The 22,502-nt window shown below is 60.5% G+C and carries 14 protein-coding genes; 8 read left to right on the top strand and 6 right to left on the bottom strand.

Features of this window, described 5'->3' with window-relative positions; translation table 11 throughout:
- Positions 1-2 precede the first annotated feature (2 nt).
- The gene (locus BMZ40_RS06840; protein ID WP_092373427.1) at positions 3-2,897 is read right to left on the bottom strand and encodes a PAS domain-containing hybrid sensor histidine kinase/response regulator; all 2,895 of its coding nucleotides are present in this window, start codon (positions 2,895-2,897) and stop codon (positions 3-5) included.
- Between the two features lie 724 nt (positions 2,898-3,621).
- Between BMZ40_RS06840 and BMZ40_RS06835 the strand changes: the two genes are divergently transcribed.
- The 5 genes from BMZ40_RS06835 (at position 3,622) to BMZ40_RS06815 (ending at position 6,928) form a co-directional block, all read left to right on the top strand.
- Positions 3,622-4,263: a tetratricopeptide repeat protein gene (locus BMZ40_RS06835; protein WP_177193051.1), complete on the top strand. Its 642-nt coding sequence runs from the start codon at positions 3,622-3,624 to the stop codon at positions 4,261-4,263.
- A 40-nt stretch (positions 4,264-4,303) separates the two neighbouring features.
- Positions 4,304-4,627 carry a hypothetical protein gene (locus BMZ40_RS06830; RefSeq protein WP_092373423.1) on the top strand — a complete coding sequence of 108 codons (324 nt, stop codon included), beginning with the start codon at positions 4,304-4,306 and terminating at the stop codon, positions 4,625-4,627.
- A 90-nt stretch (positions 4,628-4,717) separates the two neighbouring features.
- Positions 4,718-5,104, top strand: coding sequence for a hypothetical protein (locus BMZ40_RS06825; protein ID WP_092373421.1), 387 nt, complete (start codon positions 4,718-4,720; stop codon positions 5,102-5,104).
- On the top strand, positions 5,101-6,258 hold the full coding sequence (locus BMZ40_RS06820) for an ABC transporter permease (protein WP_092373419.1): 1,158 nt from the start codon (positions 5,101-5,103) through the stop codon (positions 6,256-6,258). The genes BMZ40_RS06825 and BMZ40_RS06820 overlap by 4 nt, the downstream gene beginning before the upstream one ends.
- A complete protein-coding gene (locus BMZ40_RS06815) occupies positions 6,251-6,928 on the top strand; it encodes an ABC transporter ATP-binding protein (RefSeq protein ID WP_092373417.1) in 678 nt (225 codons plus the stop codon). The genes BMZ40_RS06820 and BMZ40_RS06815 overlap by 8 nt, the downstream gene beginning before the upstream one ends.
- A gap of 139 nt (positions 6,929-7,067) precedes the next feature.
- On the opposite strand, the gene BMZ40_RS06810 is transcribed toward BMZ40_RS06815, so the two are convergent.
- The 5 genes from BMZ40_RS06810 to BMZ40_RS06790 form a co-directional block, all read right to left on the bottom strand.
- Positions 7,068-7,859 (bottom strand): dimethyl sulfoxide reductase anchor subunit family protein, encoded by a 792-nt coding sequence (locus BMZ40_RS06810; protein WP_092373415.1) that lies wholly within the window; start codon positions 7,857-7,859, stop codon positions 7,068-7,070.
- Between the two features lie 4 nt (positions 7,860-7,863).
- Positions 7,864-8,421, bottom strand: a complete 558-nt coding sequence (locus BMZ40_RS06805; protein ID WP_092373414.1) for a 4Fe-4S dicluster domain-containing protein — start codon at positions 8,419-8,421, stop codon at positions 7,864-7,866.
- A 12-nt stretch (positions 8,422-8,433) separates the two neighbouring features.
- Positions 8,434-10,686 carry a molybdopterin-dependent oxidoreductase gene (locus tag BMZ40_RS06800; protein WP_092373412.1) on the bottom strand — a complete coding sequence of 751 codons (2,253 nt, stop codon included), beginning with the start codon at positions 10,684-10,686 and terminating at the stop codon, positions 8,434-8,436.
- Positions 10,687-10,715: 29 nt separating this feature from the next.
- Complete coding sequence (locus BMZ40_RS06795; RefSeq protein ID WP_092373410.1) at positions 10,716-11,285, bottom strand: molecular chaperone TorD family protein; 570 nt, start codon at positions 11,283-11,285, stop codon at positions 10,716-10,718.
- A gap of 121 nt (positions 11,286-11,406) precedes the next feature.
- Complete coding sequence (locus tag BMZ40_RS06790) at positions 11,407-12,735, bottom strand: helix-turn-helix transcriptional regulator (protein WP_092373740.1); 1,329 nt, start codon at positions 12,733-12,735, stop codon at positions 11,407-11,409.
- Positions 12,736-12,850: 115 nt separating this feature from the next.
- Between BMZ40_RS06790 and BMZ40_RS06785 the strand changes: the two genes are divergently transcribed.
- The 3 genes from BMZ40_RS06785 (at position 12,851) to BMZ40_RS06775 (ending at position 22,493) form a co-directional block, all read left to right on the top strand.
- Positions 12,851-13,264, top strand: a complete 414-nt coding sequence (locus BMZ40_RS06785) for a hypothetical protein (protein WP_092373408.1) — start codon at positions 12,851-12,853, stop codon at positions 13,262-13,264.
- A gap of 362 nt (positions 13,265-13,626) precedes the next feature.
- The gene (locus BMZ40_RS06780) at positions 13,627-21,192 is read left to right on the top strand and encodes a type I polyketide synthase (RefSeq protein WP_245751052.1); all 7,566 of its coding nucleotides are present in this window, start codon (positions 13,627-13,629) and stop codon (positions 21,190-21,192) included.
- Positions 21,189-22,493 carry an aminotransferase class I/II-fold pyridoxal phosphate-dependent enzyme gene (locus BMZ40_RS06775; protein WP_092373406.1) on the top strand — a complete coding sequence of 435 codons (1,305 nt, stop codon included), beginning with the start codon at positions 21,189-21,191 and terminating at the stop codon, positions 22,491-22,493. The genes BMZ40_RS06780 and BMZ40_RS06775 overlap by 4 nt, the downstream gene beginning before the upstream one ends.
- The last annotated feature ends 9 nt before the right edge of the window (positions 22,494-22,502 follow it).

The raw sequence follows: 22,502 nt of genomic DNA, 5'->3' as shown, positions 1-22,502 counted from the left end.
GGTCATTCATGGGTGCCTTGGCGATCTTTCCGGTCCGCTTCTTCGTGCCGTCCGGACTCCAAGCGCGCGGGATCGATCCAGCGCGTCAGGGCCGAGAAGAGCTCTGCGGGGTCGAAGGGCTTGGTGATGTGGTCGTTCATGCCCATGTCCAGACTTTTGCGTCTGTCCTTGGCCATGGCGTGGTTCGTCATGCCCAAAATGGGCATGTCCTTGAATTCAGGCATGGCCCGCAGCCGCGCCGTGGCTTCGAAGCCGTCCATTCCGGGCATCTGGATGTCCATGAGGATCAGGTCGAAGCGCTGCTCCGTGGCGAGCCGCACGGCCTCGCGCCCGTCTCCGGCAACGATGACCTCCAGACCTTCGCCTTCCAGGATTTCGCGGGCGACCTGCTGACTTATGACATTGTCCTCGGCCAACAGGATGCGCGCTCCCCGGATTTTCTCGCGACTTACGCCACGGCCGGTAGCCGGCTTCTTGCGCATGTCCTTGAGATCGTCGACCGGCATTCGCCAGGGCGCTTTTTCCCTGTCGTGCAGGCCGGTCCGGATGGTGAACCAGAAGGTGCTTCCACGGTCCGGCGCGCTGTCCACGCCGATGTCTCCGCCCATGAGACTGGCCAGGCGTTTGCTGATGGCCAACCCTAAGCCGGTTCCGCCGAATTTGCGGGTCGTGGAGGTGTCGGCCTGGGTGAAGGGCTGGAAAAGCTTTTCCTGCTGCTCGCTTGATAGTCCAATGCCCGAGTCCTGCACGCTGAAGCGGATGAGCGCGTTGTCGGCGCTCTTTTCGAGGAGCGTCGCGGCCACGACGATTTCACCCTGCTCGGTGAATTTGACGGCATTGTCGGTGAGGTTGAGCAGAATCTGACCCAGGCGCAGAGGGTCGCCCACGAGGCAGCGCGGGATCTTGGGGTCAATGCGAAAGAGCAACTCAAGGCCCTTTTCCTCGACCTTGACGACCAGCATTGCGGCCAGGTTGTCGACGACATCGTCCAGGTTGAATTCAGTGTTCTCGATGTCGAGTTTTCCGGCCTCGATCCTGGAGAAGTCGAGGATGTCGTTGATTATGCGCAGCAGGGCCTTGGAAGCGCCGTCGATCTTGGACAGGTAGTCCCGCTGCTTGGGAGTCAGGTCGGTCTGCAGCGCCAGATGGCTCATGCCGAGGATGGCGTTCATGGGAGTGCGGATCTCATGGCTCATGTTGGCCAGAAAGTCCGATTTGACTCTGGTGGCCTCCTCGGCGTGTACCTTGGCTTCCAGGGCCTCTCTTTCAAGCTTTTTGCACGTGGTGATGTCCGTGGCCAGGACGATGAGGGCAAACGGGGCCCCTTGTTCATCGTGCAGAGGCACCTTGGTGGTCAGATAGATGTGCTGGGTGCCGTCGGGATGCGGGACCTGTTTCTCGAATTGGCCGGGCCTGCCGGATTCGAGGACTGTCCGGTCCTCGGCCATGATTCTCTCGGCGACTTCGCGCTGCATGAATTCGTCGTTCCTGCGCCCAAGGACCGTTTCGGCGGAAAACCCGGTGGCCTGCTCGTAGCAGGCGTTGATCATGAGATGGCGGCCGTCCCTGACTTTCAGGATGACCATGCTCGGGAGATTGTCGATGATGGCCCGCAACTGCTCCTCGCCGGCCTTCAGTTCGGCCGTGCGCTCCTCGACGATGTCCTCGAGGTCGTCCCTGACCTTTGCCCAGGTCCTGCTGGTGCGTTGGCCAATGCCCAGGACCAGCAGAGTCGAACCTGCGGCGAGAAAGAGCGTGATGCCGAGTATGCCGAAGGCCGAGGCCCTTAAGAAATGAAAGTCGTGCAGGGCCTCGTCCATGTCGATTTCGGCAGCCATTCCCAGATTCAGCCTGTGATTCCAGAGCCAGGCCCCGAAGACCTTTGCGTCCCGGTAGCTTTTGTAGCCGGTGACGTCGGATTCGATGACGGATTCCGTGTTCTCGCCGGGTGTCCCGGAAAGTGCCTGGCCAAGACGAATGGCTCCGGCCGCTGATTTTGCCAGGGCCGCTGAGTTGATGGAACTTGCCGGATTCGGGACGATCTGATTCTGGTCCGGATCACGAAGCACGCTCGTCAGGACGCCTTGCCCGTCTTCCCCGGGCAGGCCGCTGCCGCGCAGCCGACTGTTGAAGCGGCTGCCGGTCATGAGCAGTCCTTGATCGTTGAAGGCGAACGCCTCCAGGGAAGAATCATCGGCCGTGTCGAACATCGATGCCGTCAGATCGGCTCCGGGGGTCAGGCGCAGAAAGAGGGCCGCGAGCACCCTGCCGTCAAGGCTGATGACCGGTCCGGCGAAGAGAATCTCCAGCGCTTCGGACCTAATTGCGCCGTCTTCGGGAAGCCGTGGAAAGATGACCTGGGTTTGCCCTTCAAGTATTTTCTTCATGACGTCCGGGGCGTTGGCGAGGAATGCCGGTTTTGCGCCCACCTCGGTCGTGTCGCTCGACGCGAGGGTCACTGAGTCGAGGCTGACGATGGCGAAGCCGCTGCAGGGAAACATGTGCGCGGATGAAAAAAAGTTTCTCGCTTCCTGCTGGGCCAAGCACGCCAGGAGCATGTCGCCCCTGGGCTCGATTCGCGCCAGCGCTTGCGTGATGTTTCCGAGTTCCGGGGCGTGTCCGAGCTGTCCGGTCTGGGCCGAGCGCTGGTTCACCCAGAGTTCAAAGGAATTGCTGGCGATGCGCAGGCTGGAGCGCAGGGTTCTTTCGATGTCGTGGACAACCCGCTTTTTGATCATGGACATGGAAGTGAGCGCCATGGCGCCGACAATCATGACAAAAAGACCGATGCCGACGAGCACCACGAGCCGGAAGCGGATGGAACCGAAATTTTCGGCCAGCCTCATGTCATCGAAAAACCTGCCGGAACGGGGGCGCTTTGGGTTGTTGTTCTGCATTTGTGGTCACCGCGCCAAGGGTGGCGTATTTTATGCGGATGCAATGGAACTACGCGTCAGGTGCTTTGGCGCATCGTGGTATCAGCGACCGCGATGACAGTGGCCGATCGGCGTCTGACCTGACATATTGCAACGTTTTATAGATGCTATCAGGCGATTGTTCAAGAAAATCATCATTTGTTTCCGAAACATCTGTCTTGTTTTACGGATTTTTTTCGGTGTGAGCCTGGATGGTCATTCCTGACGTAGCTTCAAAAAATGGATGGAGCTATTCGTCAAATGATCCAAACGGGGAGGTAACGGGCGTTGCGCTGCCCGGGGTTGCGGGGGAAGGGCTCTGAATCGTGGGCAGGGCAGGTCGAAAAGTTCGTCCCGATGGGTCATGGCGGTCAGGTACATTGGGGCTCCGATATTCCCGGGGATTACGGCGTGATGCGCCTCTGCTGCAAAAACTCTATCTCAACACGTACTGTCTGTCGAACCGATTGCCGTCTGGCAGGGACGCACTGACCTGGCTCCCGCAGTCATGCCGGATGTGCAGATTTGAGTGCATGTTCGTGCACTTGCGGTGCAGAATTTCGTTATTCCTGAATTTTTCCCGGCAGATATTCGGTAGCGGCGGTGTCTTTGGATGGTCCGATGCTTGCTTGGGCCCTGCTGCGTTCCGGATGGTCCGGTTCGTAGCCGCCCGAATCCGGGCCAAAATTGCAGACAAGGAGAATGCATGGCGAAATCATCGGCAAAACAGCAGGTCGGCAAAAAAAACAATGCCCTGGTTTACGGAATCGTGATCCTGATGGCCGGGGCGCTCATTGGCGTGGCCTTCAGCACGGCCTTCCACTCCACCAAGGGGCAGGGTTCCGCCCCGGTCCAGTCCCAGGGCAATGACATGCTTGGCCAGATCAAGATCTATTCCGACCGCGTGGCCCTGAACCCGCAGGACGTGAACGCCTGGATCACTCTTGGCAACCTCTACTTCGACACGGGCCAGCCCGCCAAGTCCGTCGAGGCCTACAGCCGGTCTCTTGAGATCAGTCCGGGCAACCCCAACGTGCTGACGGACATGGGCGTCATGCATCGCTCTTTGGGCGAATTCCAGAAGGCCCTGGACGCCTTCGCCAAGGCCATCGCCGTGGACCCCGGGCATGAGACGGCGCGCATGAACACCGGCATCGTGCTGCTCTACGACCTCGGCGACAAGGAAGGTGCCATCGCGGCCTGGCAGGATCTGGTGCGTGTCAATCCACGGGCCGTGAACGCCAACGGCACGCCCATCGCGGACATCCTGCGTGAGATGACCGGTCAGGCACCGGGCACCGGCGGCGGCCAGAAGCTCCTCGCGCCACTGGGCAACCCCGCCAACTGATTCGCGACGTGAATCCATGAATCAACACAGGCATCGAAGCATGTTTCAAGGCCGCCTCCTTGGTGTAGCCATGGTGCCGCTGCTTGCGCTCATGCTCATGTCCGTTTCCGTGTCCACTGTGGTTTTCCTGCACGGGCTGGAAAAGGCCTGCTGCAGCGAGGACTGCTCCCCGGAGCCTGCCACTGCGACGACGGAGTGTGCCGATTCGGTCTGCGGGATGATTTCCGGCTTTCTTTCGTTTCTGCCCGAGCAGGGCTTTCCCGTGACCGTCAGCCGCACCGCGAGCCGTTTCGAGTGGCGGCTAGATCTGGCTGCACCGGACCCGTTCCTGCGCGCCGCCGAATTCCCTCCTGAATTTATCTGATCCTGCCCCGATTCTTTTTTTTGAAGCCGCCGGTGCGCGTAGTGTCGCATTTCGGCGATCATATCCCATTTTCTTTTCAGGAGTGAATTCATGCGCATTGTCATGTTTTGCGGGATTTTTCTGGTCGGCATGGCCCTGTTTGTCACGGGCTGTGAAAAAATCAGTCCGCCTCTGGGTGTGGGGCAGGTGGTGTCCGATCCCGGCGCCTTCAGCGGAACCATGGATGTTATCGGGATCGCCTATGCCTATTCCAGTTCGGATCCAAACGTCATGGGCATCATGGACCTGGGCGAATTGAAGTGTGCAAGCCCGGGCTGCACCAAGGTTCTCCTTCCGGTCAGGCTCGGCGACACGCGGCCCGTCATTGGCGATGAAGTCAGGGTCACAGGAGTTATGGTCAAGGATGCGTCGGGCTACCTGTTCAAGGCGGAAAGGGTGCAGATTCTGGCGCGGCACAATCTGGAGGCCTTTAAATGACCCCGACCAAACTCGTCTTCAAGAACATCGTCCGCCGCCGGGGACGGTTCGTCTTCACCCTGCTGGGCATCGTCATAGGCATGGCTTCTTTTGTCACCTTCGTGGCGCTGGGCGGAAGCCTCACGGCGCAGATCAAAAAGGAATCCGCCGCCCTGGGCGCTAACCTGGTCGTCACTCCCAAGGGCAGCTGCGCCTTCGAGCAGGTCTCGATCCTGACCGGTGAACAGCTGCCGACCACCATCACCGCAGAAGAGGTCACGGCCATCCGCGCAATCCCCGGTATGACGGCCATCCCGTTCCTGGCCGAGCGTTCGGCCATCCAGAACCGTCCGGTATCCGTGCTGGGCGTTCCGACCGGCGAGTCCCTGCCGTTCAAGGGCTGGCGTGTCGCGGACGGACGTTATTTCGAAGCCCCTGACGAGCACGGAGCGTTGCTCGGCTCGGTCGTGGCCGGGCAGTTCGCTCTGCAACCTGGCGCGGAAGTGACCATCCGGGGGACGCAATTGCCGGTGCTCGGAGTGCTGGAAGAGACGGGAGGCAAGGACGACCTGACCGTGTTCCTGCCCCTGCCGGTGGCGCAGACGCTGTACGATCAGAAGGACCGCGTCTCGTACGTGGCGGTGCGGGTGGACCGCCTGGAAGAGGTCGATGCCTATGCTCTCAAGATCAAGGAAGTGGTGAGCCTGGGCGTGGTCTCGGACAAGCAGATGCTGGCCTCGGTCCTGTCCATCGTGGGCACGGTGAGCGTGACCCTGCAGCTCATCGCGGCGGTGGCCGTGCTGGCGGCGGCCTTCGGGATCGTCAACACCATGATGACCGCGACCTACGAGCGCAAGCGCGAGATCGGCATTCTGCAGGCCATGGGCGCGACCAGAGGGACGATCTTTCGCCTCTTCCTGCTCGAATCCGGGATCTACGGACTGCTGGGCGGCATCGGCGGGGCCGCGCTGGGCCTGGTGGCGTCCATGCTCGCGACCCCGCTCATCAGCCAGAACGCGGCATCGTCTTTCGTCAAGGGCGCACAGGGCGGGGTCGATCCGCTCATGCTGGCCGGGGCCGTGCTCTTTTCGACGCTCATCGCCATGCTCTCCGGGCTCTATCCCGCCTGGCGCGCATCCAGACTTTCACCGGTGGAGGCCATCAGCTATGAATGATTCAATCATTAAGGCCCAGGGCCTGACCAAGACCTATGGCCAGGGCGCAAGCCTGACCCAGGCCCTGCGCGGCGTGGACCTTGAAATCGCGCGTGGCGGGCTGACCTGCATCGTCGGCCCCTCGGGGCACGGCAAATCGACGCTCATGCATCTTCTGGGGGGGCTGGACCGTCCCAGCAGCGGGCGGGTCGAACTCGACGGGCAGGACATGTTCGAGCTTCGCGACGGCGAGCTGGCTGCATTGCGCTCGCGCAAGATCGGGTTCGTGTTCCAGTTTTTCAACCTTCTGCAGAGCCTCACTGCTCGGGAAAACGTGGAGACGGCCCTGATGCTGGCCGCCGCGTCCGAGGCCCGGCAAAAAGAGCGGGCCGAGGAACTGCTGGCGCTGGTCGGGCTCTCGGACAAGATAAATGCCAAGCCGGGGCAGCTCTCCGGGGGGCAGCAGCAGCGCGTAGCCATCGCTCGGGCCCTGGCCAACGACCCTCCGGTCCTGCTCATGGACGAACCCACGGGAAATCTGGACTCGGCGGCGGAGGCGGAGGTGCTGGGCGTGCTTGAAGATCTCGTTCAAAAGGGCAAGACCGTCATCCTGGTCACGCACAGCGCCGACATCGCCGCCCGGGCCGACACCCTGGTGCGGGTGCGCGACGGCGTCATCTGTCACGGCTGAGCCAGGATGACCATCGGGGGCGCAGGTCGTCCCCTTCCTGACTGACTGTTGAAAAATTCTAAATTCGCAGGCCGTTCAAAAATGGCCTGCGAAGGGACCCCGGGAGCTGAACCATGTGGTTCGGCTCCCGGGGTTTTTTTCAGTAGGGAGCGCCGATATTGACGGCCGTGTGGATTGTCTCGGAGAAGAACACCGCCCGTCCCGCCAGTTCGCCTGCCAGGGCCAGGATGGGGAGCCAGACCGGGATTGTGCGCTTCTTCCAGAGCACGCCGAGGCAGGCCGCCATGAGCGCGATGTGGGCCCAGTACAGCGGAGCGCCGAGCCAGGCCATGCCCGTCTGGCGCATGATCTCCGAGCCGGAGAGCCAGGCGCAGGGGACGGTGAGACGCACGACCAGACCGACAACCAGGGCCGTGACCAGGATGCGCGCCAGCAATGGCTGGCTGCCCGTCGCGGCGAACCAGCTTGCGAAGCCGGCGCCAAGGACCACGGCGGAGATCAGGAAGAAGACCGTGGGTAGGGCGTTGTTCACCGCCGGCAGCGCGGGAGGGGCATAGGTCATGCCCGAGGCCAAAAGTGCCGACAGTCCGGCCAGGACAGCCGCCCAGACCAGCACGGGCGAGCCTTTTTCACGTCCCGTGAACGCGGCAAGGGCCGCCAGCGCGAAAAAGATCCCCGCCGCGAGCACCTCGCGGCTGAGCCACGCCTTTTCAAGATGCGCAAGAGCGCGGTACGATTCAAGAGGATGACCGAGGTGAAAGAGGGAGGCCGCGATGCCCACCCCCATCAAGGCCGCGGCCAGCGTCCATTCCTTGCGGTCGTTGCCTCCGCCGGGGCCCGCGTGAAGACGTACGGCGTTCATGAGAACGAGGCCGATGGCGGCCTGCGAGAGCACCGTAAAGAGGACCAGTGGTAATTCCATGGATTGCATCTGCCTACCTCCTTACCATTGTCGGAACTTTGGGCATGATGAACCGTGTGGAGGAGTTCACCTTGTCGTTTTTCGGAAATCCGGGAGGGAACTGGACATGGTTTCCGGGTTCCATTGTGGCCAGATCCACCAGTTTGAGCGCGCCTGTCGGGCAGCTTTGCACGCAGGCAGGCAAGAGTCCCGCATCAAGCCGTTCGTGGCAGAAACTGCATTTTTCCGCGCGTTTTTCCACGGGGTTGTACACCGGCGCGCCGTAAGGACATGAGCGGATGCAGTTTCCGCAGCCGATGCATTTTTCCTGATGGTGGACGACGACCCCGTCCTCGCGCTTGGTGTATGCTTCCACCGGGCAGACGTTCAGGCAGGCCGGATTTTCGCAATGGTTGCAGGCCAGCGAGAAGAAGGCCCGCTCCCGGTGCGGGTATATCTCTTCATTGAGCGGGTAGACGTGCCGCCACACAACGCCCTTTTCCTGATGGTAATAGTTGCGACAGGCCATGGCGCATGTGAAGCATCCGATGCATTTGTCCGAATCGACCAGAAAGGCATATTGTTTCTTCATTGCATTCACTCCTTAGACCCGTTCCACATTGGCGAACTGGCCATGAATGGCGACGCCGGGGGCTCCGGTCTTGTATGCACCCATGTCCGCAGATTCATCATCCACCAGATTCTGGACATTGAAATCATTACCCTGTCCAAACCACGCTTCATAGATGACCAAGGACTTCTTGGCGACGTTGCTTGTCAGTTTGACCTTTATTTTGAGCTCTCCAACCTTGTTGAAAACACGCATCATGTCGAGATCGGCAATCTTCTTGTCTCGTGCGTCATCGGGATGCATGTAGAGAAACGGCTCCTTGTTGTATTCCTGCATCCAGTCGAGGTTTACAAACTGCGAATGCAGGCCGAATTTCGTATGCGGCGTCAGCAGTCTGAATTCGTCAAACGATTTGCGTCCTTCCTTGTATCTTGGCAGGGCGTCGTGGCCATTCTGCTGGCACAGGTCCGAGTGAAACTCGTACTGGCCGGAAGGCGTGCCGAATTTCTTGTCGCTCCAGGAGGCCGAGGACGCGAGCTTGGCCTTGACGGGACCGTTTTTCAGGTCGGTCCAGTGCTTGATGCCCAGGTAGTCGTAGATGCCCTGGTTGAATTCCTTCTCCAGCCACTCCCTGGTGTCGATGTCCTGCGGGAATGTGCAGGAGCCGGGTGCGAGCTGGTTCATCTTTTTGGAGAGCAGGGCGGCGATCTCGATATTCGATTTGGTCTCGTACATGGGTTTTATGGCCTGCTCGTTGATGCCCACCCAGTAGTGCCAGTAGGAAGCGTTGACGGTCCACTCCTCGAAGAGCGTGGTCACCGGCAGCACGATGTCCGAGTTGTTCACCGTCTCGGTGAAGAACTGTTCCACTGAAACGACCATTTCCAGCGTGTCGAAGGCTCTTTCAAGCTTGGGTCGGTCGAAGTCCTGGGCGAAGGGATTCTTGCACGACACCCAGAGCATCTTCAAAGCGGGGTCCTTGGCGTCCAGGATGGCCTGCGCCGTCTTGTTGATGTTCACGGTGCGGTCCGTGAAGCTTGCGGCCTCGCCCTTGGTGAAATCGAATTCGCCCTTGGGGCCTGCCGCTCCGACAAAGCCCAGGGAGCCTTCGGGCTGTTTCTGGAGCAGCGCGTGGTAGTTGAAGCCCCAGGTGCGCAGGTGGCCGTAACGAGCCCCTCCGCCTTCCTTGCCGACATTGCCGGTCATGGCGACGAGGGCGTCGATGGCCCGGACCGAAGCGCCGCCGTTGGTGTGCCGCTGCATTCCGTAGCCGATCCAGATCGTGGCCGGATCGGCGTTAGCAAACTCTTCGGCCACCTCCCTGATCTGCTCGGCGGGGATGCCGCTCAAGCCTGACGCCCATTCCACAGTGACGTTTTCGCGCAGGTAGGCGGCGAATTCGGCGAATCCCTTGGCGTGGTTGTTCACGAAATCGCTGTCCACCAGACCCAGATCGAGAATGTGGCGCGCCATGCCCAGCGCCAGCGCGCCGTCGCTTGACGCTTCGGGCTGCCAATAGACATCGCCCTTGGCGGCGGTCTGGGTGAAGATGGGATCGATTACGACGACCTTGGCTCCGCGCCGCTTGGCCTCGTTCACGTATTTCATGGAGTGCACCGAACACCACGCGGGATTGGCTCCCCAGATGATCACATATCTCGATTTGACCATGTCCTCGGGATCGTTGCACCACATGTCGCCCAGGTCGTAGTTCTGGGCGTCGATGCCGGCCGGCCAGCAGGGCGTGCCCACAAAGCGGGTCGTATAGCCAAGCGACGACATCATGCCCTCGACGCCGTAGTTGGTGATGCCGAAATTGCCGGAATACTTGGTCAGGCCCAGTCCCAGCAGGGAACCGTCCTTTTCCTTGATTTCAAGGATCTTGCCTGCGATGCGGTCCATGGCCTCGTCCCACGTAACGCGGCGCCAGTTGCCCGTGCGACGGCCGTCCTGCACCATGGGATACTTGATCCTGTCCGGGCTGTAGACGCGCCTCGGGTAGGCATAGCCTTTCACGCACAGGCCGCCCTGGGTGAACGTGGACTCCTGTGCGCCCTCAATGAACTGGACCACCCCGTCCTTGACGTAGGTCTTGATGGAACAGGTGTCGTAGCAGTTCCTGGGGCAGGCGTTCCTGAAGATCTGGAAATCCTGTTCCCTGAACGCTGTCGCGGCCTCGGCCGAATATGGCATCAGCAGCCTCAAGGGGAGCAGCGAGGCCGCTCCGGCCATGGAGATCCCTTTAAGGAATTGACGCCTGCTGAGAGCTCTCGTTTTTTGGGACATGCAATCCTCCTCGCGCGTCGCCTGCCCGGTCATTCCGGAAGCGGCGCCGCAGTTGTGTTGAGTTCCTTGTCGAACCACGCGGCCAGGGCGTCCACGGCCATCGCGGTGACCCCGTCCGCGGACGCATGGGCCCTTGTCGCCAGGATGAAGGGCCCAAGCCACCGGGCCAGGTGCTCGTGCACGAACCAGGCATGCAGGGCTTTGGCATCATCGGAGGGCGGGGCATCCGCGCCAAGAGCGCTTTTCAGGACGATCATCGCCTCCAGTTCAAAGGCCAGATGGTCGTCCGGGATGACACCCTCCCGTGGCACGGCCAGACCGAGTTGGTGATATAACCGGCGGGCCTCCAGGGCCGCCGTGCCCATCAGGGCGCGGTCGGATTCGCAATACGCGGATGCATGCAACGGGGCGGGAACGGCGGCGGGGCCAACGAACAGACGGTTGAATTCATACTCGACCGCTGTCCAGTCCGTGTCGGGGGGAATGACGGCATCGACGCTTCCGGCGATGCGCACGGCCGCATCCTCCAGTTCCATGGCGTTCGATGCGGAAAAGAAATCGCGCAGGCTTTCGATGCAGGCGATACTTGCGTCGTTCATGCTGGCGCACCTCGGTAATGGAAAAAGGGTTCTTTGTTTCCTTCCTATACCAATTACGTGCGCGTTGCCACGATAAACAGGCGGGATTCAGGGTATATGTTGGGTAGTTTCATCTACCCAGTCAGTCGTGCAGGCCCATGGTGTTGAGATGGGCGTACAGGCTGACGCTCTTTCCGAGCAGGCCGAGCTTGCGGCGGATGTTCTTGCGGTGGGTCTGGATGGTCTCGACGGAGAGGTTCATGAGATCGGCGATGTCCTTGTTGGAGTGGCCGGATTGAATGAACTGGCAGACTTTCATCTCCGTCTGCGTGAGCTTGAGGAGCAGGGGCATGCCGCCGGGGTCCCGGGGCAGAAGGCGCGTCAGCTGGTCCTTGACGACGGTGACGTAGCCCTTGCGGATCGAGGCGTCGTTTTCCGATTCGATGCGATCCAGGGCGGGCAGGACGAGCGTGTTGACCTTGGCGGCCAGGTTGCTGGCGTGGTCTTCGTGTTCCTTGCCGACGCTTTTGAGGACATTGCGTAGCGTAATGTTCATTTCCTCAAGCTGCGCTTTTTCCCTGCGCAGCGCCTCGGTCTTTTCATCGACGATGCGTTCCAGGGTCTGGCGCTGCATGGCCTGGGCGGTCATGTTGGTCAGGACGAAGATGTACTGGTCGCTGGCCAGGCTGACGGAGTTGATGGGGTTAATCTGCATCCGGTAGATGGTGGTTTCGTCAAACGGGGCCAGTTCGCAGGTGATGCCGACCGGATAGTAGCGCAGCAGCTCCCCAATGGAAGCGCCTTCGAGGGAAAGAACGTCCCAGATCGGGCGGTTCAGCGTCGAAGCCTCTTCCATCACGGCCTTGACCGCGGCATTGATGTTGGCCACCAGACCATTGCCGTCCACCACGAACATGAGGTCGGACGTGGCGTTGAGAATATTCTCGAAGCGGCATTTCTCAAGGGTCAGCAGCCTGTTCATCTCGTCGAGCCTGCTGCTTGAAAATTCGGGGAACGTCCGGATCCAGTCCTGCAGATAGAGCACTTCGAGGGCGTCGCCGTAGAGCCGGACGAGCCTGCGCGCCTCCACTTTGTGGCTGTATGGGGCGTCCATCCGTTCGATGACGTCGAGCAGGCTGTACACGAATGTCTTGAAGCAGCCGAGAAACATGTCGAAGGTGATGCCGCGCGATCTGTGACGGCGGGCGGATTCGATCAGGAAGCGTTCCCATCCCGTGTCGCAGCGCAGCAACGCAGAGAATTCCTCGGGCATGTCGTGACGCTCGATATGTCCAAGGAGCGGCTGCATGAACTCCTTCAGGGCGACAAGGCAATCGACGCGTTTTGCCGTGGTGTGTTGCAGATATCCGGCAGCCTCCATGCGCACGGACCAGCGCTCCAGAAAATAGTCATGGGGCGCTTCCGCCAGCCGAAGCAGAATCCGGTAACCGGTGGAGTCCTGTGCTTTCATGCGATCCTTTTTTGTTTGTGTCATCTACCCATTGCCTACCCATAGGCTTGTCATATTTCTTTTATGGGCTATCAGCAAGGCAGCTTGGACAACACTCAAAATTCGAGGTGGAATCATGCGCGGTTTTCAGATCTTGCTGTTTTTGGCGGCCTTGCACCTGGCCGGGGGCGCATTCGCGGCCGAGACACCGTCGCAGGACAAGGGCAGGGCGGATGTCCGACTGACCATCTCCGGAGACCTGATCGTTGGCGCACAGCTCGTGGCCACGTTTGAAATGGGCGGTTACGAAGTGCCTGAAGGCATGTACGCATCGATCAACGTCGACGTCATGAAGCGGCCGGAAGGGGAAAGGCCGGACATTCAGACGGGATATCCCCGGACGCGGCTTGTGTTCAACACTCCGGGCACCTACGAACTGAGGTTCAGGCTCAACCAGATCAGCAAATCCAGCTGCGGCGGAGTGGACGCCGTCTTGCTTCTGGAAACGACGCAGGTCCTTGAGATTGCGCCCGCTGAAAGGGCCAGGTGATTTCCGGCGGGCCCGGAGCTCTTCTGGCGTGCACGGCAGGGGCAGCGGGGAAAAACCTCGCCAGGGTTGAAGTGGAAAGCGAGGAATGTATTACACTTTGCCGAATATCGATCCCAAAGCAACAGTTCTGATTAATGTCATACATTTTTTTTAGTTGCCAAGATTTTAGAAATTCATATAGGCGATTCGGTGTGTTGCGGATCAGTCCTTATTTTTGCTGTTCCAGTCGAAATTTGACTTATTTTTTTATTTTTCTTATAATAAAAAGTTGTTTTGTATTTTATTATTTAAAATAATAATTTAGAAAAACAACTCTATTGTTGAGTAAAAATATCACAATTGGAGAATAAAATTTCTCTATTGTGATATTTATTTTTTTATATTTTTTTGCAGTATTTTATAATTCGGAGCTTTTTTTGCAACAAAAGATTGCAATTATTGGTTTGGCATTTCGATTTCCAGGTGACTTATGCGATGAAGAAGGATTTTGGAGTGCGTTGACAAGTAGTACAGACTTGGTCGGCATCATTCCTTCAGATCGTTGGGCCTTGGGAGAATTGCATCATAATGACCGTGCAGAAATGGGGCGTAGCATCACATTTTCTGCCGGCGTGCTTTCTCGCGTGGATGAGTTCGATGCTACTTTTTTCGGCATTTCTCCACGCGAAGCCAGAATGCTAGATCCCCAACAACGATTGCTGCTTGAGTTGGCTTGGGAAGCGATGGAGAATGCCGCGGTGTTACCGTCTTCATTGGCGGGTTCCGACTGCGCGGTATACGTAGGTATTTCTGGGATGGACTACGGAACACGCTGTATGGATGACATGGCGGTGATGACATCTCATTCTATGACCGGCAACGCTCCCAGCATTGCGGCCAACCGGCTTTCCTACGTGTTCGATCTTCATGGTCCTTCCCTATCCATCGACACTGCATGCTCTTCTTCCCTGGTTGCGCTGCATCACGCCTGTAACAGCCTGCGTCTGGGGGAAGCCTCCACCGCGCTCGTGGGGGGAGTCAGTCTGCTGCTGCATCCCTCGTCGTTCGTGGGTTTCACCAAGGCGTCCATGCTTTCGGCCGATGGGCGCTGCAAGGCCTTTGACGCCTCGGGCGATGGGTATGTGCGGGCCGAAGGCGGAGCGGTGTTGCTGCTCAAGCCTTTGGACAAGGCCTTGGCTGACGGTGACGCCATCAAGGCTGTCATCCTTGGCAGCGGCGTGAATTCCGATGGCGCGCGCAAATCGGGGCTGACCATCCCAAGCATTGAGGGTCAGGTTGATCTCATGCAGGATGTTCTGGCGCAGAGTACGTTGGAGCCTGGCGACATCGATTTCATCGAGGCTCACGGCACGGGAACCGCTGTCGGGGATCCCGTGGAGGCTGCGGCCATAGGCCGGGTCTATGGTTGTGCCCGCGTTTTTCCTCTGCCGATAGGATCGGTCAAGACCAATCTCGGCCATCTGGAGCCGGCTTCGGGCATGGCGGGCCTGGTCAAGACCGTGCTGGCTCTGCGTCATCACGTTCTGCCGCCATCCTTGCACCTCGATACACCCAATCCTGCCATTGATTTTGGCGATCTCAATCTCGAAGTGGTCACCCGAAACAGGCCGCTGACCGTGGAGAACGGCAGGCCGCTGGTCGCGGGCATAAATTCTTTCGGTTTCGGCGGGACCAACGCTCATGTCCTGCTGCAGGAATTCAGTCGTGATGATGTTTGCGAGTCCGCCGAGGCCGGGCATGCCTGTCCCCCGTTGTTCCTGTCCGCGCGCACCGACACAGCCCTGCGCGATATGGCCGGACGGTATGCACACTTTTTGCGGGAGACACCTGCGGGCAGATATTATGATGCTGCCCATGCCGTGGCCTACGGGCGCGAACGACTGGAAAAAAGACTGGCGCTTGCGGCGGATTCTCCGGAACAGGTCGCGTCCGAATTGGCCCGATTCGCCGCTGGCGAATCCTCGGCCGAAATTTTCGTTGAAGACCAGTTGCCGGTGAGCGGCCCCGTGGCCTTTGTCTATTCCGGAAACGGTGCGCAATGGCTTGGAATGGCGCGTGCTCTGCTGTCGGAGTCTCCCCGATTCGCCGAGGTTCTGGGAGAAATCGACGCCGCCGTGCATCAGCTTGCGGGATTTTCGATTCGCGCGGAACTGTTGGCCGGGGAGGATGACGCGCGGCTGGATGATACCGAGGTGGCGCAACCGCTGCTTTTTGCCATTCAGGTCGCCATCACCGTTTTGCTGCGAGATCTCGGTGTCAAGCCTGCTGCCGTCGCCGGACACAGCGTGGGCGAGGTCGCCGCGGCGTGGGCTGCCGGGGCGCTCACGCTGGCGCAAGCCATCCGCGTCATCGTATGCCGCAGCACGGCGCAGGGCGCCACGCGCGGCCTGGGCAAGATGGCTGCCGCGTCCATGTCCAAATCTGCCGCCGAGGCAGCCTTGGCCGAGTTGGGTGGAACGCTCGACGTGACCATCGCCGCCGTCAACAGCCCGCACATGGTGACTCTGGCCGGAAGCGCCGAGGACATGACGATCCTTGGACGGCAACTGAAATCCAGAAGCGTGAACTTCAAGCTCCTGGATCTCGATTACGCCTTCCACAGTCGGCATATGGACTGCGTCAGGGACTCCCTCCTGCACAATCTGACGGATCTCGTCCCGTCTTCAGGCGACAAGGCCGTCTTTGTTTCGGGCGTCGTCGGAGGTGCCCTGGAAGGCACGGCTCTCGACGCGCTCTATTGGTGGCGCAACGTGCGCGAAACCGTGAATTTCGAAGCGGCCGTGGCCGGACTTGCGGAGTCCGGTTGCCGGATCTTCGTAGAAATCGGACCGCACGCCATTCTGCAGCGCTATCTGCGAGACACGCTTGCGGCATTGAACGTTCGGGGACGCGTATTGCCGACAATGCGAAAAAATGCCGACGACATGGATCGCATCATGGAGGCGGCTCTGCGCATCCATCTGCTTGCCGATTCCGCCGGCAGGGACGTGTTCTTCCCCCGTCCAGGACAGGAAATCCGTCTGCCCAACTATCCGTGGCAACATGAACGCTACTGGTACCAGCCCACAAGCGAAAGTCTCAGGGCCATCGAGCGCCGCCGCGTGCATCCCCTGCTGGGCTGGCCTCTGCCGGGACAGGATACGGTTTGGGAAAACGTGCTTGATCCCACCGTGCTGCCGTGGCTTGGCGACCACAAGGTTGGCGGAGCGGTGGTTTTTCCCGGAACCGCCTATATCGAGATGGGGCTTGCGGCCGCGCATCACTGGCTCGGTGGCGAGGAATTGGCGCTGGAAGACCTGGATATCCTGTCGCCCATGGTTTTCGACTGCGAGCACGCCCGCGCCCTGCGCCTGACCCTTGACCCTCGTGACGGCGGTTTTGAGATTCGCAGTCGGCAACGCCTGAGCGACGATCCGTGGACGCTTCATGCGGTCGGTCGCGTGATCGAGGCGGTTCCCGGCGCGTGGACGGCATCCGTGACCGGCCTGTCCTCATCGGGGCGCATGGTCAGTGGCGATGACCACTACCGCATGGCAGCCGTCCTCGGACTTGATTATGGCCCGGCCTTCCAGGGGCTGGACCACGTCTGCGTGCAGGGCGACCGGCTTGAGGGCTTTTTGCGGGTCGATGTTCCGGAAGCGGTGGATGGCTATGCCGTTCATCCCGCGCAGATGGACGTGTGCGTCCAGTCGCTGTTGGATTTTTTTCAGGACAGGATAGAGGCCAAAGAGGGCGCGGCGCTGTTGCCGATCAAGACGGGACGGCTTTTGCTGCGCCGTCCTGGCCGAGTGTCGGGATTTCGCGTGCACCTGCGCCGCAGCGGTGCTCGTTCGGTACTGGCGGATTTTGATCTGCTGGACGCCGCCGGGGAGGTCATGGCCTGTATGCGTGAGTGCCGGTTCCGCGCCGCTCCGCTGGTGAGGCGTGAAAAATCCGGCATCACGTCCTGGAGAGTGCAGCCCAGGCTGTGCCCCCATCCTGCCGATTCCATTGCCATACCCGTGCCGCGAACCCAGGAGCTGGCCGCGTGGTGCGAAGCCGCACTGGAAGACCTTGCGCCTTCGCGCCGGGCCTGGTTCGAGGAAGCCTTGCCGCTGCTTGAAGCTCTTGTTCTGGCCATGGCCCGCGAAGGGTTTGAAAGCCTGGCGCAGGCTGTCGCGCCTGACCTGCCCAAGCTGGACGAATGTGCTTCCCCCTATGGGCGATGGCTTTGCGGATTGCTGCACCGGGAGGGGCTGCTCCTGCATCAGGATGGCCGCCTGAAACTGAACGATGCCGTGGAACTGCCCGCCGCACAGGAAATCTGGCGTGATCTGCTGCGTGATTTTCCCTTGTGCCTGCCGCAGCTGGCGCTCTTGGGCCGTATCGGTCTTGGCTTGCCCCGGTTGTTGGCGGTAGAGGAATCGGGAAGGGATTTTCTGACGGCCCTGCAGCGCACTCCCGTGGCGGATTCCTATTACGGGGACCCGGCCTATCTCGGTGTAAGCATTGCCATTGGAGGCGTTTTGCGCGGCATTGCGTCCGCCTTGCCCTTGGGCCGCCGTCTGCGCGTGCTTGATATTTCGGCCGGGGTTGACGGACTAACGCGCGAGCGCTTCAGCATCCTTCCGGAAGACAGACTGGAATATGTCCTGGCCTTGGCTGATGACGGCCAGCTCGAAAGGCGGCAGGCCGAATATCGGGACATGCATTCCGTGACCCTGATGGGCGTGGACTGCGCGGAGTGGAAGCTTGAGGACGAAGACTCCCTGCCGCCGCGGTTTGATGTGGTCATTCTCGGCCATGTTCTGCACCGGGCGCGCAACCCGCATGCGGCGCTGGCGAATATGCGTCGACGGCTCGCGCCCGGCGGGGTTCTGTTGCTGGCCGAGCGCTATCCTGATTGGAGCGCCGATTTTCTGGCAGGACTGGCCGATGACTGGTGGCACGAAAGCGCTCCCGGTAGCGATGCATCCCCTCTGTCCTCGCTGCTCACGCCCGAGGACTGGCGTCAGGCATTGTGCGACGACGGTTTCGAGGACGTGGTCCGCTTCACCGAGCCTGCCGCCGGTCATCTGGCGGAAGGTGCGTATCTGTTGCTGGCGCGGTGTCCCGCGCATGTCGAGGCTGAGTTGTCCGAACTCGCCTCCGAGGCATGGCTGCTGCTGTCCGACAGTACCTCCGAGGAGGTTGCGTGGACATTGCAGGCAGAGCTGGAGGCAAGGGGACAGCGCGTCACGGTAAGCGAGCATCCGTTCGAGGATGCGCTGCCGGATGTGCGGCATGTGGTTTTTCTCGTGGGTTGGGGATGCACTGCCGAAGAGGCTGTGGACGTGCTTTCCGGCGTGCTCGGGCATGTGCAGGAACTGGCGGCGCGGGTCAGCCATCCGCCGAGGGTGTGGCTTGTGACCAGGGGCGGGGCGCTGGCGTCCGGTCTTCCCGCCGACTGGGAGCACAATCCCGTGCAGGCGGCCCTGTGGGGTTTTGGGCGCGTGGTCATGAACGAGATCCCGTCGCTTGACACCACGCTCATTGACGTGAGCGGCGACGCCGCCAAACCGGAAGGGTGCGCAGGAATCGCAAACGAATTGCTCTTTCCCGACGGTGCAAGCGAGGTCGTGCTCTCCGCTGCCGGTCGCTATGAACTGGTTCTGATCGAGGAAGACGAGGTCGATGCAGCCGGACATTCCGAGCGTTTCCGGCTGGATTTTTTCGTGCCCGGTCAGTTGCGCAACCTGCTCTGGCTGCCCGACCACGAGCGTGAGCTGCGTGAGGATGATGTGGAAGTGTGCTCCAGGGCCGTCGGCCTCAACTTCCGCGATGTCATGTATCTCATGGGTCTGCTGCCCGATGAGGCGGTGGAGAAAGGATTTGCAGGGGCCGGTCTTGGGCTTGAATTTTCCGGGATTGTTTCCCGCGTCGGCGCGAAGGTGAGCCATTTGCGTCCCGGCGATGCAGTCATGGGCTTTGGACCTGCCTGCTTCTCCAGCCACGTGGTCACCCCTGCGCACGCACTCATGCCCATGCCGGACGGCTGGTCTTTCGAGGCGGCGGCCACGGTGCCTACGGTTTTTCTGACTTCCTACTACGCCCTCAAGCAACTGGCCGATCTACAGCCCGGCGAACGGGTGCTCATCCATGGCGGCGCAGGAGGCGTGGGCATGTCCGCCATACAACTGGCCAGACATCTTGGAGCCGAGATTTTCGCCACCGCCGGCAGCGACGTGAAACGCGATCTGGTGCGGCTGCTCGGTGCCGACCACGTCTTTGATTCACGGAGCAATACCTTTGCCGACGACATCCTGGCCGTCACCGATGGCCAGGGCGTGGATGTGATACTCAATTCGCTGTCCGGCGAAGCCATCCGCCGCAATCTGCGCGTGCTCAAGCCCTTTGGCCGTTTTCTTGAGTTGGGCAAGCGTGACTTTTTTGAAAATACGCACATCGGTTTGCGCCCTTTCAAGGACAACATCAGCTATTTCGGCATTGACGCCGACCAGCTGTTGACCGGGCGTCCGAAGCTTGCAGCCCGTCTGCTGGAAGAGGTCATGGACCTGTTCCAACGCGGCGTGCTGACGCCCCTGCCGTTCAACGTGTACCCGGCGGAGAGGGTGGTCGATGCCTTTCGCTGCATGCAGCAGGCCCGCCATATGGGCAAGATCGTGGTTTCGCTGGACGGGCTGCGGCCGCAGGTTTCTTTTCCAGCCGCCGCGCCTCGGGCCATGCGTTTCGCGGAAGATTCCACCTGGCTTGTCACCGGCGGTCTGGCGGGCTTCGGCCTTGAGACGGCGCGCTGGCTGGCTGCGCAAGGTGTGGGCAATCTCGTGCTGGTCAGTCGTCGGGGCCTTGATACGCCCGGAGCGGAAGGCGCCGTAGCGGAACTGACGTCGCGGGGCGTGAACGTGCTGGCCTTGGCTTGCGACGTTACGGATGCCGATTCGCTGGCGCGGGTTCTGGAACAGGCAAGTCAAAAGCTGCCGCCGATCAGGGGGGTGCTGCATGCGGCCATGGTTCTTGATGACCGGCTGATTGCGAACCTGGACGCCGACAGCATGGCTGCGGTGTTGCGGCCGAAACTGCTCGGCGCGTGGCACCTGCATACGCTGACCGCCAGCCTGCCGCTTGAGCATTTCGTGCTCTATTCCTCCATCACGACGACCATCGGCAATCCAGGACAGGCCAACTACGTGGCGGCCAATGCCGGACTGGAAGCCCTTGCGCAATTGCGGCGGCAAATGGATCTGCCCGCTCAGTGCATAGGGTGGGGACCTATCGGGGATGCCGGGTATCTGACCCGCAACACGGCCGTCCGGGACAGCCTGAGCCAGCGACTCGGCGGAGCGCCCCTTACGGCCGTACAGGCACTGGCGAGCTTGGGCGAGGCTCTGGCCGCCGATGACGGCAAGGTCCTGGCAAACATGGATTGGGGCGTATTGCGCCGGTTGTTGCCATCGTCGGAGGGGAGCCGGTTCGCCGTACTCAACAGAAATCATCGGGAAATTTCTCATGATGACGGCATTGTCGATTTTCGGGTTCTGGCGGCTGAAAAAACAGTTGAAGAACTTACCGGGATGGTACGCGGTCTTGTCTTGCAGGAGGTGGCGCACATTCTCTCCCTGTGCGTGGATCGCGTTGATCCGGACCGTCCGCTGCATGATTTGGGCATGGATTCGCTCATGGCCGTGGAACTGGCCCTGGGGCTTGAAAAGCGTTTTGGCGTCCAGTTTCCGGTCATGCTCCTCAATGAGTCCCCTTCGGCCGGCAAGGTTGCCGAGCGTATCGTCGAGCGACTCAAGGGTGCGGAAGAAACACGGCAGGACGCGGCCGCGTCTCTGGTGGAAGACCTGGTGCGGCAACACGGAGAGCAGATGAGCGAGGAAGAACTGGAGCGCATGGCGCACAACGCCACTACGGTGCTTGGCCGCGAAGACGGCAGGATGGAGTCATGAGCGGCATGAACAAGGCACAGCTCATCGATCGCATTCTGGGCCGGAAAAGCGGTTCCGAGACGACCGGAGGTACGCTGAAAAACAGGGGAGCCCTGGCCTGCGTGCCGGAGCGCCTGACCCGCTTTGACAGCCATCCCGGTTACAAGGAAATGCAGGTGCTCATGGCGACGGCCAAGACGTTCGGTTTCGACAACCCGTTTTTCAGAACGCATGAGGGTCTTGCCACCGCCACCACAGTCATCGGGCACCGGGAATATCTCAATTTTTCCTGCTACAATTACCTTGGGCTCAACGGCCATCCGGAAGTGAATCAGGCCGCCATGGCCGCCATTGGCCATTACGGCACCTCGGCTTCGGCCAGCCGCCTCGTCGCGGGCGAGCGGCCCATCCAGCGTGAACTGGAAGAGGCTCTTGCCGAATTCTACGAGGTCGAGGATTGTGTCGTCTTTGTGAGCGGTCATGCCACCAACGTCTCCTCCATCGCCACGCTTTTCGGACCCAAGGACCTCGTCATTCACGACAGTCTGATCCACAACAGCGTCCTCGAAGGCGCCAGGCTTTCCGGGGCATCACGGCGCAGCTTTCCGCACAACGACACTGCCGCCCTGGATGCCATTCTTGCCGATATCCGCGGCCGGTTCGAGCGCGTGCTGATCGTGGTCGAAGGGCTGTACAGCATGGACGGCGACATTCCCGATCTACCCGCGCTCATCGACATCAAGCGTCGGCACAAGTGTTTTCTGATGGTCGATGAAGCGCATGCCCTGGGCGTTGTTGGAGCAACCGGCCGGGGTACGGCCGAACACTTCGGCGTGGCCGGAAAGGACGTGGACATCTGGATGGGAACCCTCTCCAAGACTCTGTCCGGATGCGGCGGCTACATCGCCGGTGAGCGCGCGCTGGTCGAGCATCTCAAATATGCCGCGCCTGGTTTCGTTTACAGCGTCGGCATTTCGCCGCCACTGGCCGCGGCATCCCTGGCCTCTTTGCGGGTGCTGCAAAAGGAACCTGAGCGCGTGGCGCGCCTTCAGGCCAATGGCAGGCTGTTTCTGGAACTGGCGAAGAAAGCCGGTCTGGATACCGGCACGTCCCGGGGCTTTGCCGTCATCCCGGTCATTACCGGCAGCTCGCTTAAAGCGGTCACGCTTTCCAGCACGATGTTCGAGCATGGTATCAATGTGCAGCCCGTCATTTATCCTGCCGTGGAGGAGAGGGCCGCGCGACTTCGATTTTTCCTGTCGGAAATGCACAGTGAGCAGGACATCCGCCGCGCATGCGAGACCGCCAAAAAACTGATCTAGAAAGGATTC

The organism is Desulfomicrobium apsheronum, assembly GCF_900114115.1.
Taxonomy (GTDB): Bacteria; Desulfobacterota; Desulfovibrionia; order Desulfovibrionales; family Desulfomicrobiaceae; genus Desulfomicrobium; species Desulfomicrobium apsheronum.
This window is presented reverse-complemented; position numbering and strand designations above follow the sequence as displayed.